We start from the raw sequence: 13,071 nt of genomic DNA, 5'->3' as shown, positions 1-13,071 counted from the left end.
TGTCCGCATGTGTTGCCGGGGGAGGACGACAAGCACCGGAGCAGACGTGAGCGCTGTGATGATCACCGCATCCGTGGTCGAGACCCTGCGAGCATGGCGCCGTTCGACGCGACCTCTGTGGCTGGTCGGACCTCTTCTGATGATCGTCGCGATCCCGGTGGCCGACGGGTTCCTGCCGCCCGACATCCATCTCGCCCACCTCCTCGTCGTCGCCGTGGCGGTCACCGCGGTCGGCGCGGGGCCGCGCGCCACCGCGCTGATCGGGGCTCTGGCGGTCCTCGCACTGGTCTGCGCCGGTCTGGAACGGCGGTCGCTGACCACCGAGAGCGTCCTCGTCGAACTCTCCGCCCTGCTCGCGGTCTGTGCCTTCCTCGTCCTCTTCACTGGTCTACGGGACCGGCGCGAACGCGAACTCGCCCGGGTACGCTCGGTTTCCGACGCGGCACAGCGCGTCGTCCTGCGGCCGCTGCCGCAGCGGGCCGGACCCGTCACCCTCGCCTCGCAGTACCGCAGCGCCGAAGCGGACGCGACCATCGGCGGCGACCTGTACGCCGCCGCCCGGATCCCCGGCTCCACGCGGCTGCTCATCGGTGACGTCCGGGGCAAGGGACTCCCCTCCATCAGCGACACGGCGATCGTGCTGGGCGCCTTCCGTGCCGCCGCACACCGCCGGATCCCGCTGCCGGAGCTGGTCGCCTACATCGAGGACGCCGTCCGGTGGGGACTCGCGGAGTTCTCGGAGCCCAAGGAGGACGCCGCCGAGCGCTTCGTGACCGCCGCCGTCATGGACATCCCGGACGACGAGCCCGTGGTGCATCTGATCAGCTGCGGGCACCCGCCGCCCCTCCTGCTGCGCGGCCGCACCAGGACGGCGCTGGCGCTGGCGGTTCCCGAGCCGTCGCCCCCGCTCGGCCTCGGCCTCTGGCCCGCGGACAGCACGGACGGCACGGGCGCCGGCTACGTACCGGCGACCTTCCCGTTCCGGCACGGCGACAGGCTGGTCCTGTACACCGACGGCGTCAGCGAGGCCCGGAACGCCGACGGCGACTTCTATCCGCTAGCCGAGCGTGCCACGGCCTGGGCGGACAAGGCGCCCGGTCCGCTCGTCGAGCGGCTCGCCGCGGACGTCCGGGCGTACACGGGCGGCCGGCTGCACGACGACATGGCCCTGGTCGTCGTCCAGCGCGATGCGTAGGGTTCGGATAACCGTTCGCCATCCCGAGGTTCCCGGGCCGAGACTGATGAGCCCCCACAGTGGACAGAGAAAGCGGGACGGCGCTGACGTACAACCGAGACACCCTGCCCTTCCCCGAGAACCTCGTGCCGCCCGCCACAGACATGCGGAACTGGGAGGACATCGACCCGGCCCGCCACCCCTTCGACTGGGACGAGGACGAGGAGGCCCGCCTCCGCGCGCTGGTCCGCGCCTGGGTGCCACCCGTGCTCTCCGGCATGGAGGGCTGGTGGCAGGTCGAACGCTGGTGCGAAAACCAGCTGGACGCGATCGTCCGGGACCGCTACGGGAACTGGGCTCAGGGGTGGAACTGGTGCTACCGCTACGGCGGGCCCATCGGGAGCTGGGTGACCGGGCCGAGCTCGGTGACGACCCCTGAGGAGACCGCGACCCGCGTCGTGGCCGCGCTGCTGGAGTGGCGCCAGTGGCTGGAGAGGACGGCCCAGCGGTTCGCGGAGCTGGCCCCGCCGCCGGAAGTCTCTCCCGAGAACCGCAGCTGGTATCTGGAGCGGGCCTGCGTCCGCTTGGTGACCCTCACGCTGGACTCAGGTGCGGAGGGCGCTTAGCGCGATCGGCGGCCGGTTCAAGAGCTGGGTCGCCCCTGGCCACCTGCTGATCGAATCGGTCGGTGAAGACCTCGCCGTCGGCCTCACCGGTCATGCCCCCTACCAGGACCACCGCGAACGGGAGGGGCTGGAGAACCTCCATGACCGTCCCTGACAGCCTTGCGGCCTGGCTGCGCGTCCGCCGTGAGACCGCCTGGCACCGAGCACCCGCCCTGCAGCGGGTTCCGCATGCGCGTGACGGATTCCGGGCGTGGTGCGAAGGGCCGGTCCGCCGACGGGACCCCGTCCGTGCGCAGCGTCTGCTCACCGCCCATGCCCTGGCCCGCGCCGATGCCGCCCGCCGCGCCCCACTGGACTTCACGCTGCTGTCCGCCTGGCAGCGCGAAGTCCTCGGCGCATCGGAGACGCCGTTCCGCGCGAACGACGCCTACGCGAAGGCCGGCCGCGAACGCTACGCCCTGACCTCGCACACCTGGGCCGACTTCGCCGCCTGCCTGCGCGAGGCGACCGACGCGGAGCTCCCGCCGGCGGTCCGCGCGGCCCGCGCGTACCTCGACGTCGCGTTCTTCCACCCCTTCACCGACGGCAACGCCCGCGCGGCCCTGCTGACCCTGGTCCACATCCTGGCCCGCGAGGACATCGTCCTGCCCGAGGTCGGTCCTCTCCAGACCACCCGCTACGCGGACGACCCGGCCGGCGCCGCGGACCTGGTCACTCTCGTCGGCGTACTCAACCGCCGGCGACAGCAGCCGAGTCCGGGGTGATGCCGTCGCGACGGCTCGGGCACTCCGGCCCGGCTGTCACGCCCGGTTACTATGCTCGTTTCGTGCCCGGATCGCAGCACGGTGGAGCCGTCCGTGGAATGTAAGGCAAACGAGCGATGGGGCCTTGGAAGATGCTGAGAGAGGTTACCGCCACCCGGTACATCGCCCCCCTGCACTCGGGTGGCTCCGTACCCGGCATCGTCGAGGCCGACGACCTGGGCACCTATGTCGTCAAGTTCACCGGCTCCGCGCAGGGCCGCAAGGCGCTGGTCGCCGAGGTGATCGTGGGGGAGCTGGCGCGGGCGCTCGGACTGCGCTTCCCCGAGCTGGTGCTCGTGCACTTCGACCCGGCGATCGCCGAGGACGAGCCGCACCAGGAGGTGCGCGAGCTGCACGCGGCCAGCGCCGGGGTGAACCTCGGGATGGACTTCCTGCCCGGCGCGAAGGACTTCACCCCGGAGATCGCCGAGGTCTTCCCGGTGGACCCGCTGGAGGCCGGCCGGATCATCTGGCTGGACGCGCTCACCGTCAACGTCGACCGCACCGTGCACAGCTCCAACCTCATGGTCTGGCCCACGTTCGGCACCGCACCCCCGCACCTGTGGCTCATCGACCACGGCGCCGCCCTCGTCTTCCACCACCGCTGGGACACCTCGGCACCCGAGAAGGCCTACGACTTCCGCCACCACGCCCTCGGCCGGTACGGCCCCGACACCCGGGCCGCCGACGCCGAACTCGCGCCCCGGGTCACCGAGGAGCTGCTCCGGGACACCCTCGCCGAGGTCCCGGACGCCTGGCTCACCGACTTCGGCACGCCCGAGGAGATGCGCCAGGCCTACGTCGGCTATCTGCTGGCCCGGGTCCGGGCCTCCGCGCAGTGGCTCCCCACCGATTTCCCGGACCGCGACCAGCTCGCGGCCGAGGAGGCCGCCCGCGCGGCCAGAGCACAGCAAGGACGCCCGGCCTGGCTGAAGCAGGTTCCCGACCTGCACGGCAAGCCCGCGGCTCAACAGGATTGGTCGGTACACCTCGGATGAGTGACAGCCAGCGCGTCGAGATCGAATACTGCACCCAGTGCCGCTGGCTGCCCCGCGCTGCCTGGCTGGCGCAGGAGCTGCTGACCACCTTCGAGGCCGAGCTGACCGAACTGGCCCTGAAGCCCGGCAAGGGCGGCATCTTCGTCGTCCGGGTGAACGGCGAGGTGGTCTGGGACCGCAGGGAACAGGGCTTCCCCGAGCCCACGGCCGTGAAGCAGGCCGTACGCGACCGAGTGGCCCCGGGGAAGTCCCTGGGCCACTCGGACAAGTGAGCCTCTGAAGATCAGCCGCGCAGCTGCTGGTACGCGGGCAGCGTCAGGAAGTCCGCGTAGTCGTCGTCGAGGGCGACGGTGAGCAGCAGGTCGTGGGCCTGCTGCCAGTGGCCGGCCGCGAACGCCTGCTCGCCGGTCTCCTGGCGGATGCTGTCGAGTTCCTCGGCGGCGATCTTGCGGGCCAGCTCCGGCGTGGCCTTCTCGCCGTTCTCGAACTCGACGCCCGCGTTGATCCACTGCCAGATCTGCGAGCGGGAGATCTCCGCGGTGGCCGCGTCCTCCATGAGGTTGAAGATGGCCACCGCGCCGAGGCCGCGCAGCCACGCCTCGATGTAACGGATGCCGACCTGGACGGCGTTGACCAGACCGGGATAGGTCGGCCTGGCGTCCAGCGAGTCGACCGCGATCAGGTCGGCGGCCTCGACGTGGACGTCCTCGCGCTGCCGGTCCTTCTGGTTCGGCCTGTCGCCGAGGACCCGGTCGAAGGACTCCATGGCGATCGGGACCAGGTCGGGGTGGGCGACCCAGGAGCCGTCGAAACCGTCGTTCGCCTCCCGGTCCTTGTCGGCGCGGACCTTCTCGAAGGCCACCTTGTTGACCTCGGGGTCCCGCCGGGACGGGATGAAGGCCGCCATGCCGCCGATCGCGTGCGCACCGCGCTTGTGGCAGGTGCGGACGAGGAGTTCGGTGTACGCCCGCATGAACGGGGCGGTCATCGTGACGGCGTTGCGGTCCGGCAGGACGAACCTGGGGCCGCCGTCACGGAAGTTCTTGACGATGGAGAACAGGTAGTCCCAGCGGCCGGCGTTCAGCCCCGAGGCGTGGTCGCGGAGTTCGTAGAGGATCTCCTCCATCTCGTACGCGGCCGTGATCGTCTCGATCAGCACGGTGGCGCGGACGGTGCCCTGCGGGATGCCGACGTAGTCCTGTGCGAAGACGAACACGTCGTTCCAGAGCCGGGCTTCGAGGTGCGACTCGGTCTTCGGCAGGTAGAAGTAGGGCCCCTTGCCGAGGTCGAGCAGCCGCTGCGCGTTGTGGAAGAAGTAGAGCCCGAAGTCGACGAAGGCGCCCGGCACCTGCTCGCCGTCGACCTCGATGTGCCGCTCGTTCAGATGCCAGCCGCGCGGCCGCATCACGACCGTCGCCAGCTCCTCGTTCGGGCGCAGGGCGTACGACTTCCCCGAGCCGGAGTCCGTGAAGTCGATGTTCCGCGTGTAGGCGTCGATCAGGTTCAGCTGGCCCAGGACGACGTTCTCCCAGGTCGGCGCGGAGGCGTCCTCGAAGTCCGCGAGCCAGACCCGGGCGCCCGAGTTGAGGGCGTTGATGGTCATCTTGCGGTCGGTGGGACCGGTGATCTCGACCCGCCGGTCGTTGAGCGCCTCGGGGGAGGGAGCCACCCGCCAGGAGTCGTCCGCACGGATCGCGGCGGTCTCCGGGAGGAAGTCGAGGGTGGAGGTGCGGGCGATCTCGGCGCGGCGCTCGGCGCGGCGGGCGAGGAGTTCGGCGCGGCGCGGCGAGAACCGCCGGTGCAGCTCGGCGACGAAAGCGAGTGCCGCGTCGGTGAGGACCTCCTCCTGCCGGGGCAGGGGCTCGGCGTCGACGATGGCCGGCGGAGACGGCGCTGGTGCGGACATGAGCGGTCACTTCCTTCAGCGGTGGCACCGGGTGCCAGTCGTTCCGGGTAGAGCGAAGCACACCCGATCAGGGGTCGGGCCCTTCTGAACAGTGGATACTAGTTTCCTCATTGTGGAAGTTCAATGGTTTGTTGATGTCGAGATTCTCTGGGTCGAGGCAAGGTGGCGCTCAGTGCCATCCCGTTCACTCAAGGTGGCCCAGATCCGCTTCGGTGTCGATGTCGAACGGCTCGGCCACATCCCCGCACTCGACCAGCGCGATGCTCGCCTCATGGGCCTTGAGATAGGCGCGGGCACCCCGGTCCCCGGTCGCGCTCGCGGCGATCCCCGGCCAGTGCCGGGCACCGAACAGCACCGGATGGCCGCGCACTCCGTCGTAGGCGGCCGCCACCAGCGAGTCCTCGTCCCGGTACCCGCCGAGCACCCGCGCCACCGCCTCGCCCCCGATCCCCGGCTGATCCACCAGCGACAGCAGCGCGGCCCGCACCCCCGTCCCGGCGAGCGACGCCAGCCCCACCCGCAGCGAGGACCCCATGCCCTCGGCCCAGTCCGGGTTCTCCACGACCACGCAGCCGCCCAGCTCGGCCCGCTCCCGCACGTCGTCCGCACCGGCGCCCAGGACCACGTGCACCGGCCCGCAGCCGCCCGCCCGCAACACCCCGACCGCGTACTCCACCAAGGACCGCCCGCGATGCGCGAGCAGCGCCTTGGGCCGCCCGCCGAGCCGTCTGCCACCGCCGGCGGCCAGCAGCAGCCCGGCGATCTGGTCATGCGTGTCCGTCATGCGTCCTGCATACCCGACGCCGGGGCGGGCGGCCGGTTCCGCAGGGCTGAATTTCGGTCCGCGCTGTAGCGCGTCGCGCACGGGAGGGCGTTTACTGACCCGCGTCGCCGGGCGCCCTACCACCGTCATGGGCGACGGGCGAGGGGGGAGAGCTGTGTTGCGGAGCTTGGGACAGAGACCAGTGACCGGCAGTGACGAGGATCCGAGGGTGACGGAACTACGGACGGCGGTCTCCCGACTGCGCCGCGAACTGGCCGCGCATCCGGCCGAGTTCACCGACCGCGCGATAGCCGAGGACGAGCTGGCGGCCCTGGCGGCGATGGCCGTCGGCGGCATGCCGGAGATCCCGCGGCTGCGCCGCTCCCTGTTACTGATCGCGGGAGCCATCGGTTCGGTGAGCGCGCTGTCCCGGGGCCTGTCGGACGTACGTCAGGCGGTGGATCTGTTCGGGGAGGCGCCGGGGCGTTGAGCGCCCCGCGAGGGGCGCGGGGCCGCGTCGGTATGCGGCTCCGCCGCGTGGGCGCGGCCGGCCGCAACGCGACCCGCTCCCGCCGATGGCGCGCCCGCTCCTGTCGCTCAGGCTCCCGAACTCGCCAGCGCCTCGGACAACTCGACGGCCACCTGCCGCAGCACCGGCACGATCTTCTCCGTCGCCGCCTCGGTGACCCGCCCCGCCGGCCCGGAGATCGAGATCGCCGCCGCGGTGGGCGAGTCCGGCACGGACACCGCCAGGCACCGCACCCCGACCTCCTGCTCGTTGTCGTCCACGGCGTACCCCAGCTGCCGTACCTCCGCCAGGGCGGTGAGGAACCCCTCCGGAGTGGTGATCGTCCTCTCCGTGGCCGCCGGCATCCCGGTCCGCGCCAGCAGCGCCCGCACCTCGGCGTCCGGCACGCCCGCCAGCAGCGCCTTGCCCACCCCCGTGGAGTGCGGCAGCACCCGCCGGCCCACCTCGGTGAACATCCTCATCGAGTGCTTCGACGGCACCTGCGCCACGTACACGATCTCGTCCCCGTCGAGCAGCGCCATGTTCGCCGTCTCGCCGGTCTCCTCGACCAGCCGCGCGAGGTACGGCCGTGCCCAGGTGCCCAGCAGCCGGGACGCCGACTCGCCGAGCCGGATCAGCCGGGGGCCGAGCGCGTACCGCCGGTTGGGCTGCTGGCGTACGTAGCCGCAGGCGACCAGCGTGCGCATCAGCCGGTGGATCGTCGGCAACGGCAGCCCGCTGCTCGCGGCCAGCTCGCTCAGGCCGACCTCGCCGCCCGCGTCCGCCATCCGCTCCAGCAGATCGAAGGCGCGCTCGAGGGACTGGACCCCGCCGGCGTTGGACTTGGCGGAGTCGGTGGTGCTGGCGCTGGACGTCGGCACGGCGCGTTCCTTTCGGGGCTGCCTTTCGGGCCGGGCAGAAGAGCAGAAGCCTACCCGGCAGCCGGTTGACGCCCTGCTGTGCGTAGCTACGTTCTGCTTGACGGAATTGTAATTCCACTTTGTGGAAACGTCCAGAGTGTGAGCCCGTGCGGCCTTGAGAGGCAGTGTGCCCTTGACGGCGCGGGAGCGGGAGTGAAGACTCCTTCAACAGAACGTTGAATTCCGTTACGTGGGTGTAAATCCCGTTTCCCGGAAGTAAAACGGCGGCAGAGAGAGGGGTCCGGGTGTCCGACGCTGAACTGGTGCTGCGCTCGACGCGCGTCATCACCCCGGAGGGGACGCGGGCCGCCTCGGTCGCCGTGTCCGCCGGGACGATCACGGCCGTACTGCCGTACGACGCACCCGTCCCGGCGGGCGCCCGTCTGGAGGACTTCGGCGACGACGTGCTGCTGCCCGGCCTGGTCGACACCCATGTGCATGTGAACGACCCGGGCCGCACCGAGTGGGAGGGGTTCTGGACCGCCACGCGCGCGGCGGCGGCCGGCGGCATCACCACCCTCGTCGACATGCCGCTCAACTCCCTCCCGCCGACCACCTCGGTCGACAACCTCCGCGTCAAGCAGGAGGTCGCCGCCGACAAGGCGCACATGGACGTCGGCTTCTGGGGTGGCGCGCTGCCGGACAACGTCAAGGATCTGCGCCCCCTGTACGACGCCGGCGTCTTCGGTTTCAAGGCGTTCCTGTCGCCGTCCGGCGTGGACGAGTTCCCGCATCTCGACCAGGAACGGCTCGCGCGGTCCCTGGCGGAGATCACCTCCTTCGGCGGCCTGCTGATCGTGCACGCCGAGGACCCGCACCACCTGGCCGCCGCCCCGCAGCACGGCGGCCCCAAGTACGCCGACTTCCTGGCCTCGCGTCCGCGCGACGCGGAGGACACGGCGATCGCGCAGCTGATCGCGCAGGCGAAACGCCTCCACGCGCGCGTGCACGTCCTGCACCTGTCCTCGTCGGACGCCCTGCCGCTGATCGCCGAGGCCAAGCGGGACGGCGTCCGGATCACCGTCGAGACCTGCCCGCACTACCTCACCCTCACCGCCGAGGAAGTCCCGGACGGCGCCAGCGAGTTCAAGTGCTGCCCGCCGATCCGTGAGTCGGCCAACCAGGACCTGCTCTGGCAGGCGCTGGCCGACGGCACCATCGACTGCGTGGTCACCGACCACTCGCCCTCGACCGCCGATCTGAAGACCGCCGACTTCGCGACCGCGTGGGGCGGCATCTCCGGCCTCCAGCTCAGCCTCCCCGCCGTGTGGACGGAGGCTCGTAAGCGCGGCCACGGTCTTGAGGACGTGGTCCGCTGGATGTCGGCCCGCACAGCCGCGCTCGTCGGCCTCGACGACCGCAAGGGCGCCATCGCGGCCGGCCGGGACGCCGACTTCGCCGTCCTCGCGCCCGACGAGACGTTCACCGTCGACCCGGCGGGCCTCCAGCACCGCAACCGGGTCACCGCGTACGCGGGCAAGGCCCTGTACGGCGTCGTGAAGTCCACCTGGCTGCGCGGCGAACGCATCGTCGCGGACGGCGCGTTCACGGCCCCGAAGGGACGCCTGCTGACCCGCACCCCCTGACCACCGCTCGCTTCCGCACCCGCAGCGGCCGACACCCGAGAGGAAGACCTTCTTTGACGGCGATCCCGACCTTCACCGGCGACGCGAACCCCTACTCCGGCGGCGACCCGTACGCCGACTACCGCACCGGCGACTTCCCCTTCACCCAGTACGCCGACCTCGCCGACCGGCAGCTCGGCGCCGGGGTCATCGCCGCCAACGACGAGTTCTTCGCGCAGCGGGAGAACCTGCTGGTGCCCGGGCGGCCCGAGTTCGACCCCGAGCACTTCGGGCACAAGGGCAAGATCATGGACGGCTGGGAGACGCGCCGCCGCCGCGGGGTCTCGGCCGGGCACCCCTGGCCCACGGCCGAGGACCACGACTGGGCGCTGGTCCGCCTCGGCGCCCCCGGCGTCGTCCGCGGGATCGTCGTCGACACGGCCCACTTCCGCGGCAACTACCCGCAGGCGGTGTCGGTCGAGGGCACGTCGGTCCCCGGCTCCCCGTCGCCCGCGGAACTCCTCGGCGACGACGTGAAGTGGACGACCCTCGTCCCGCGCACGCCGGTGGGCGGCCACGCGGCCAACGGCTTCGCCGTCACCGTCGAACAGCGCTTCACCCACCTCCGCGTCAACCAGCACCCCGACGGCGGCATCGCCCGCCTGCGCGTGTACGGCGAGGTCGTCCCGGACCCCGGGTGGCTCGCCGCGCTCGGCACCTTCGACGTGCTCGCCCTGGAGAACGGCGGCCAGGTCGAGGACGCCTCCAACCTCTTCTACTCACCGGCCACCAACACCATCCAGCCGGGCCGCTCCCGCAAGATGGACGACGGCTGGGAGACGCGCCGCCGCCGCGACCAGGGCAACGACTGGATCCGCTACCGGCTGGTGGCGCAGTCCCAGATCCGGGCGATCGAGATCGACACGGCGTATCTGAAGGGCAACAGCGCGGGCTGGGCGTCCGTGTCGGTGCGGGACGGCGAAGACGGCGCGGACGGCGCGGCCGGCGACTGGCGGGAGATCCTCCCGCGCACCCGCCTCCAGCCGGACACGAACCACCGCTTCGTCCTGGCTTCCCCGGCCGTGGGCACGCACGCGCGCGTGGACATCTTCCCGGACGGCGGGATCTCCCGCCTGCGGCTGTTCGGAACGCCGACAGAGGCGGGATCGGCAGAGCTGACGGCCAGGCACCGCGAACTGTCCTGACCCGCCTTTCCCGCCCACCCGACTCGGTTGCTTTTCGAGCCCGCCGCTCTGGCGACCGAGACGTGTGGGTGGGCGGTCGAGGGAACCGCTGAAGCGTCGGCTACGTTCTTTCCCCGTGACCCTTCAGCAAGAAATCGTCGGCAACGCCATGCAGATGGCGGTCGTCAACCTGCACCCCGGCCAGACCGTCTACTGCGAAGCCGGGAAGTTCCTGTTCAAGACCACGAACGTGACCATGGAGACCCGGCTCAGCGGCCCGAACGGCGGCGGCCAGTCGCAGGGCGGTGGCGGCGGCATGGGCGGCATGCTGCGCCAGGCCATGGGCACCGCCATGCAGGTGGGCCAGCGCATGCTCGCCGGCGAGTCACTGGCGTTCCAGTACTTCAGCGCGCAGGGCGGTGAAGGCACCGTCGGCTTCGCGGGCGTGCTGCCCGGCGAGATGCGCGCCCTGGAGCTCAACGGCACGCGCGCGTGGTTCGCCGAGAAGGACGCCTTCGTCGCGGCCGAGTCCACCGTCGAGTTCGGCATCGCCTTCCAGGGCGGCCGCACCGGCATGAGCGGCGGCGAGGGCTTCATCCTGGAGAAGTTCACCGGCCACGGCACCGTGATCATCGCCGGCGCGGGCAACTTCATCGACCTCAACCCCGCCGACTTCGGCGGCCGTATCGAGGTCGACACGGGCTGTGTCGTCGCCTTCGAGGAGGGCATCCAGTACGGCGTCCAGCGCGTCGGCGGCCTCAACCGTCAGGGCCTCATGAACGCCGTCTTCGGCGGCGAGGGCCTCTCCCTGGCCACCCTGGAGGGCAACGGCCGGGTGATCCTGCAGTCCCTCACCATCGAGAGCCTCGCCAACGCCCTGAAGAAGGCCCAGGGCGGCGACAAGCAGGGCCCGACCGGCGGACTGTTCTCGACGCACGCGGGGTGACGCGCCGTACGGACGATCACGACCGATGAGTCGCGGGCGCCCGCGGGGTCTGAACTGACGACAACAGACCGCACCCCAGGAAGCAGGCACCCCTCATGGGCAAGCTCGTCTCCACCATGTTCGTCACCCTGGACGGCGTGTACCAGGCACCAGGCGGTCCCGAGGAGGACCCCAGCGGCGGCTTCACCCACGGCGGCTGGAGCCACCCCTACGGCGACGCGGACTTCGGCGGGTTCGTCACCGAGGTCTTCGATCGGGTCGGCGCCTTCCTGCTCGGCCGCCGTACGTACGACATCTTCGCCTCGTTCTGGCCGCACGTCACCGACCCCGCCGACCCGATCGCGGCGAAGCTCAACGCGCTCCCGAAGTACGTCCCGTCCGCGACCCTCACCGACCCCGGGTGGTCTGGCACCACGGTCCTCGGCGGCGACCTCGCCAAGGAGGTCACGGCCCTCAAGGAGCGCACCGACGGCGAGCTCCAGGCGCACGGCAGCGGCGCGCTGGTCCGCTCCCTGCTGGACCTGGGCCTGGTCGACACCCTCCACCTGCTGACGTTCCCGGTCGTGCTGGGCAGCGGCCGCCGCTTCTTCGAGGAGGTCACCGTGCCGACGAAGTTCCGGCACACCGGCGGCCGGGTCACCGCGGCCGGCGTCTCCATCCAGTCGTACGACCTCGCGGGCCGGCCCGACTACGGTTCCTACATCGCCGACGCGAACGCCTGACCCGGTCGGGGCCCGCCCCGTGAAGGCTGCGGGCCCCAGGTTAATTCCCTGAAAACGAACGGGACTTGACGGGAAATTCTTCAGGCTTGTCATTGACATGCCACTGTCTACGCGCGTCATCATGGAGCCATGAGATTCCCCCCACGAATCACCCGCATCGGCGCCGCCGGCGTCGTCCTGTCCGCCCTCCTCGTCGGCGGTACGGTCACCGCCGGTACGGCGGACGCCGCGGCCGCCTCGGTCGGCAGCATCTGCTACAGCGACCTGCCGTCGCAGGCGTACGACACGCTGGACCTGATCGCGTCGGGCGGTCCGTTCCCGTACTCGCAGGACGGCGTCGTCTTCCGCAACCAGGAGGGCGTGCTGCCCAGCCAGGCCAGCGGCTACTACCACGAGTACACCGTGAAGACGCCTGGTTCTTCTACGCGCGGAGCACGTCGCATCGTGACCGGCAAGAAGACCCAGGAGGACTACTACACGGCGGACCACTACGTGACGTTCGACCTGGTCAACTTCGGCTGCTGAGTCCCTGGCCGAGTCGACCGGCCGGCCGCCAGGAACGGCGCGACCAGTCGGAGGTCCGGTAGGCGTTCAGCCGGACCTCCGGCTCCCCGCGAGGGCGAACAGCGCGATCGCCAGCACGATCAGTGCGACGCCGGCGTAGACGCCGTAGCCGTCGAGGAAGCCGAGCCGTTGCACGAGACCCACGTGCCAGTGGGTGAACTCGTGCAGCAGGCCCAGCGCACCCTGCACCAGAGCGATGAATCCGAGCAGTTCCAGCAGCTGTTTCACAGCACGACTCTCGCCCCGCGGCCTCCCCCCATGCCATCGGCCGCGGGGCGAGTCGTGCCCGCCGGAAGTCGCTCCGCACGCGCGCGTGCCGTGCCGAAAGTCCACGCGAGCCCAACTTTGGTCGACGACCCCGTGCGCGGGGGAGGTGGTACCGGCCGGTCCTG

16 protein-coding genes are annotated in these 13,071 nt (G+C 71.1%); 12 read left to right on the top strand and 4 right to left on the bottom strand.

The features are described from left to right. Window positions 1–46 precede the first annotated feature (46 nt). The 6 genes from ACGFZQ_RS15520 (at window position 47) to ACGFZQ_RS15495 (ending at window position 3,873) form a co-directional block, all read left to right on the top strand. A complete protein-coding gene (locus tag ACGFZQ_RS15520) occupies window positions 47–1,195 on the top strand; it encodes a PP2C family protein-serine/threonine phosphatase (RefSeq protein WP_393840810.1) in 1,149 nt (382 codons plus the stop codon). A gap of 59 nt (window positions 1,196–1,254) precedes the next feature. Next, window positions 1,255–1,800, top strand: a complete 546-nt coding sequence (locus ACGFZQ_RS15515; protein ID WP_393840809.1) for a hypothetical protein — start codon at window positions 1,255–1,257, stop codon at window positions 1,798–1,800. After that, window positions 1,784–1,954 carry a hypothetical protein gene (locus ACGFZQ_RS15510; protein WP_393840808.1) on the top strand — a complete coding sequence of 57 codons (171 nt, stop codon included), beginning with the start codon at window positions 1,784–1,786 and terminating at the stop codon, window positions 1,952–1,954. Before ACGFZQ_RS15515 ends, ACGFZQ_RS15510 begins: the two co-directional genes overlap by 17 nt. Continuing rightward, the gene (locus ACGFZQ_RS15505; protein WP_393840807.1) at window positions 1,941–2,564 is read left to right on the top strand and encodes a Fic family protein; all 624 of its coding nucleotides are present in this window, start codon (window positions 1,941–1,943) and stop codon (window positions 2,562–2,564) included. Before ACGFZQ_RS15510 ends, ACGFZQ_RS15505 begins: the two co-directional genes overlap by 14 nt. Window positions 2,565–2,695: 131 nt before the next feature. Beyond that, window positions 2,696–3,601 carry a HipA family kinase gene (locus ACGFZQ_RS15500; protein WP_351729815.1) on the top strand — a complete coding sequence of 302 codons (906 nt, stop codon included), beginning with the start codon at window positions 2,696–2,698 and terminating at the stop codon, window positions 3,599–3,601. After that, on the top strand, window positions 3,598–3,873 hold the full coding sequence (locus tag ACGFZQ_RS15495; protein ID WP_351729818.1) for a SelT/SelW/SelH family protein: 276 nt from the start codon (window positions 3,598–3,600) through the stop codon (window positions 3,871–3,873). Before ACGFZQ_RS15500 ends, ACGFZQ_RS15495 begins: the two co-directional genes overlap by 4 nt. Window positions 3,874–3,884: 11 nt before the next feature. On the opposite strand, the gene aceB is transcribed toward ACGFZQ_RS15495, so the two are convergent. Next, window positions 3,885–5,507 carry a malate synthase A gene (gene aceB, locus ACGFZQ_RS15490; RefSeq protein ID WP_393840806.1) on the bottom strand — a complete coding sequence of 541 codons (1,623 nt, stop codon included), beginning with the start codon at window positions 5,505–5,507 and terminating at the stop codon, window positions 3,885–3,887. A gap of 184 nt (window positions 5,508–5,691) precedes the next feature. Next, window positions 5,692–6,291: an NTP transferase domain-containing protein gene (locus ACGFZQ_RS15485; protein ID WP_393840805.1), complete on the bottom strand. Its 600-nt coding sequence runs from the start codon at window positions 6,289–6,291 to the stop codon at window positions 5,692–5,694. 154 nt (window positions 6,292–6,445) lie between these two features. Between ACGFZQ_RS15485 and ACGFZQ_RS15480 the strand changes: the two genes are divergently transcribed. After that, window positions 6,446–6,760, top strand: coding sequence for a DUF5955 family protein (locus ACGFZQ_RS15480; protein ID WP_351729827.1), 315 nt, complete (start codon window positions 6,446–6,448; stop codon window positions 6,758–6,760). Between the two features lie 107 nt (window positions 6,761–6,867). Here ACGFZQ_RS15480 and ACGFZQ_RS15475 read toward each other — a convergent pair whose 3' ends face one another. Next, window positions 6,868–7,659: an IclR family transcriptional regulator gene (locus ACGFZQ_RS15475; RefSeq protein WP_351729830.1), complete on the bottom strand. Its 792-nt coding sequence runs from the start codon at window positions 7,657–7,659 to the stop codon at window positions 6,868–6,870. 284 nt (window positions 7,660–7,943) lie between these two features. Between ACGFZQ_RS15475 and allB the strand changes: the two genes are divergently transcribed. The 5 genes from allB to ACGFZQ_RS15450 all read left to right on the top strand — a co-directional run bounded on the left by allB (window position 7,944) and on the right by ACGFZQ_RS15450 (window position 12,640). Then, window positions 7,944–9,284, top strand: coding sequence for an allantoinase AllB (gene allB / locus ACGFZQ_RS15470; RefSeq protein WP_393840804.1), 1,341 nt, complete (start codon window positions 7,944–7,946; stop codon window positions 9,282–9,284). A gap of 53 nt (window positions 9,285–9,337) precedes the next feature. Continuing rightward, entirely contained in the window at window positions 9,338–10,468 is a 1,131-nt protein-coding gene (gene alc, locus ACGFZQ_RS15465) for an allantoicase (RefSeq protein ID WP_393840803.1), read from the top strand. A gap of 115 nt (window positions 10,469–10,583) precedes the next feature. Then, window positions 10,584–11,393 carry an AIM24 family protein gene (locus ACGFZQ_RS15460; protein WP_351729839.1) on the top strand — a complete coding sequence of 270 codons (810 nt, stop codon included), beginning with the start codon at window positions 10,584–10,586 and terminating at the stop codon, window positions 11,391–11,393. Window positions 11,394–11,488: 95 nt separating this feature from the next. Continuing rightward, window positions 11,489–12,115 carry a dihydrofolate reductase family protein gene (locus ACGFZQ_RS15455; protein WP_393840802.1) on the top strand — a complete coding sequence of 209 codons (627 nt, stop codon included), beginning with the start codon at window positions 11,489–11,491 and terminating at the stop codon, window positions 12,113–12,115. A 129-nt stretch (window positions 12,116–12,244) separates the two neighbouring features. After that, window positions 12,245–12,640: a ribonuclease gene (locus tag ACGFZQ_RS15450; RefSeq protein ID WP_351698014.1), complete on the top strand. Its 396-nt coding sequence runs from the start codon at window positions 12,245–12,247 to the stop codon at window positions 12,638–12,640. A gap of 66 nt (window positions 12,641–12,706) precedes the next feature. On the opposite strand, the gene ACGFZQ_RS15445 is transcribed toward ACGFZQ_RS15450, so the two are convergent. Continuing rightward, entirely contained in the window at window positions 12,707–12,907 is a 201-nt protein-coding gene (locus ACGFZQ_RS15445; RefSeq protein ID WP_393840801.1) for a hypothetical protein, read from the bottom strand. Window positions 12,908–13,071: the final 164 nt, after the last annotated feature.

This window comes from Streptomyces sp. NPDC048254 (assembly GCF_043201895.1).
GTDB lineage: Bacteria > Actinomycetota > Actinomycetes > Streptomycetales > Streptomycetaceae > Streptomyces.
Note: the sequence above shows the minus strand (reverse complement) of the source record. Positions and strands in the feature narration are given on the sequence as shown.

Bases quoted from the DNA above. Each gene is read 5' to 3' on its own strand.
- ACGFZQ_RS15505 (WP_393840807.1), top strand. From the start codon at position 1,941: ATGACCGTCCCTGACAGCCTTGCGGCCTGGCTGCGCGTCCGCCGTGAG.
- ACGFZQ_RS15500 (WP_351729815.1), top strand. From the start codon at position 2,696: ATGCTGAGAGAGGTTACCGCCACCCGGTACATCGCCCCCCTGCACTCG.
- ACGFZQ_RS15495 (WP_351729818.1), top strand. From the start codon at position 3,598: ATGAGTGACAGCCAGCGCGTCGAGATCGAATACTGCACCCAGTGCCGC.
- aceB (WP_393840806.1), bottom strand. From the start codon at position 5,507: ATGTCCGCACCAGCGCCGTCTCCGCCGGCCATCGTCGACGCCGAGCCC.
- ACGFZQ_RS15485 (WP_393840805.1), bottom strand. From the start codon at position 6,291: ATGACGGACACGCATGACCAGATCGCCGGGCTGCTGCTGGCCGCCGGC.
- ACGFZQ_RS15455 (WP_393840802.1), top strand. From the start codon at position 11,489: ATGGGCAAGCTCGTCTCCACCATGTTCGTCACCCTGGACGGCGTGTAC.
- ACGFZQ_RS15450 (WP_351698014.1), top strand. From the start codon at position 12,245: ATGAGATTCCCCCCACGAATCACCCGCATCGGCGCCGCCGGCGTCGTC.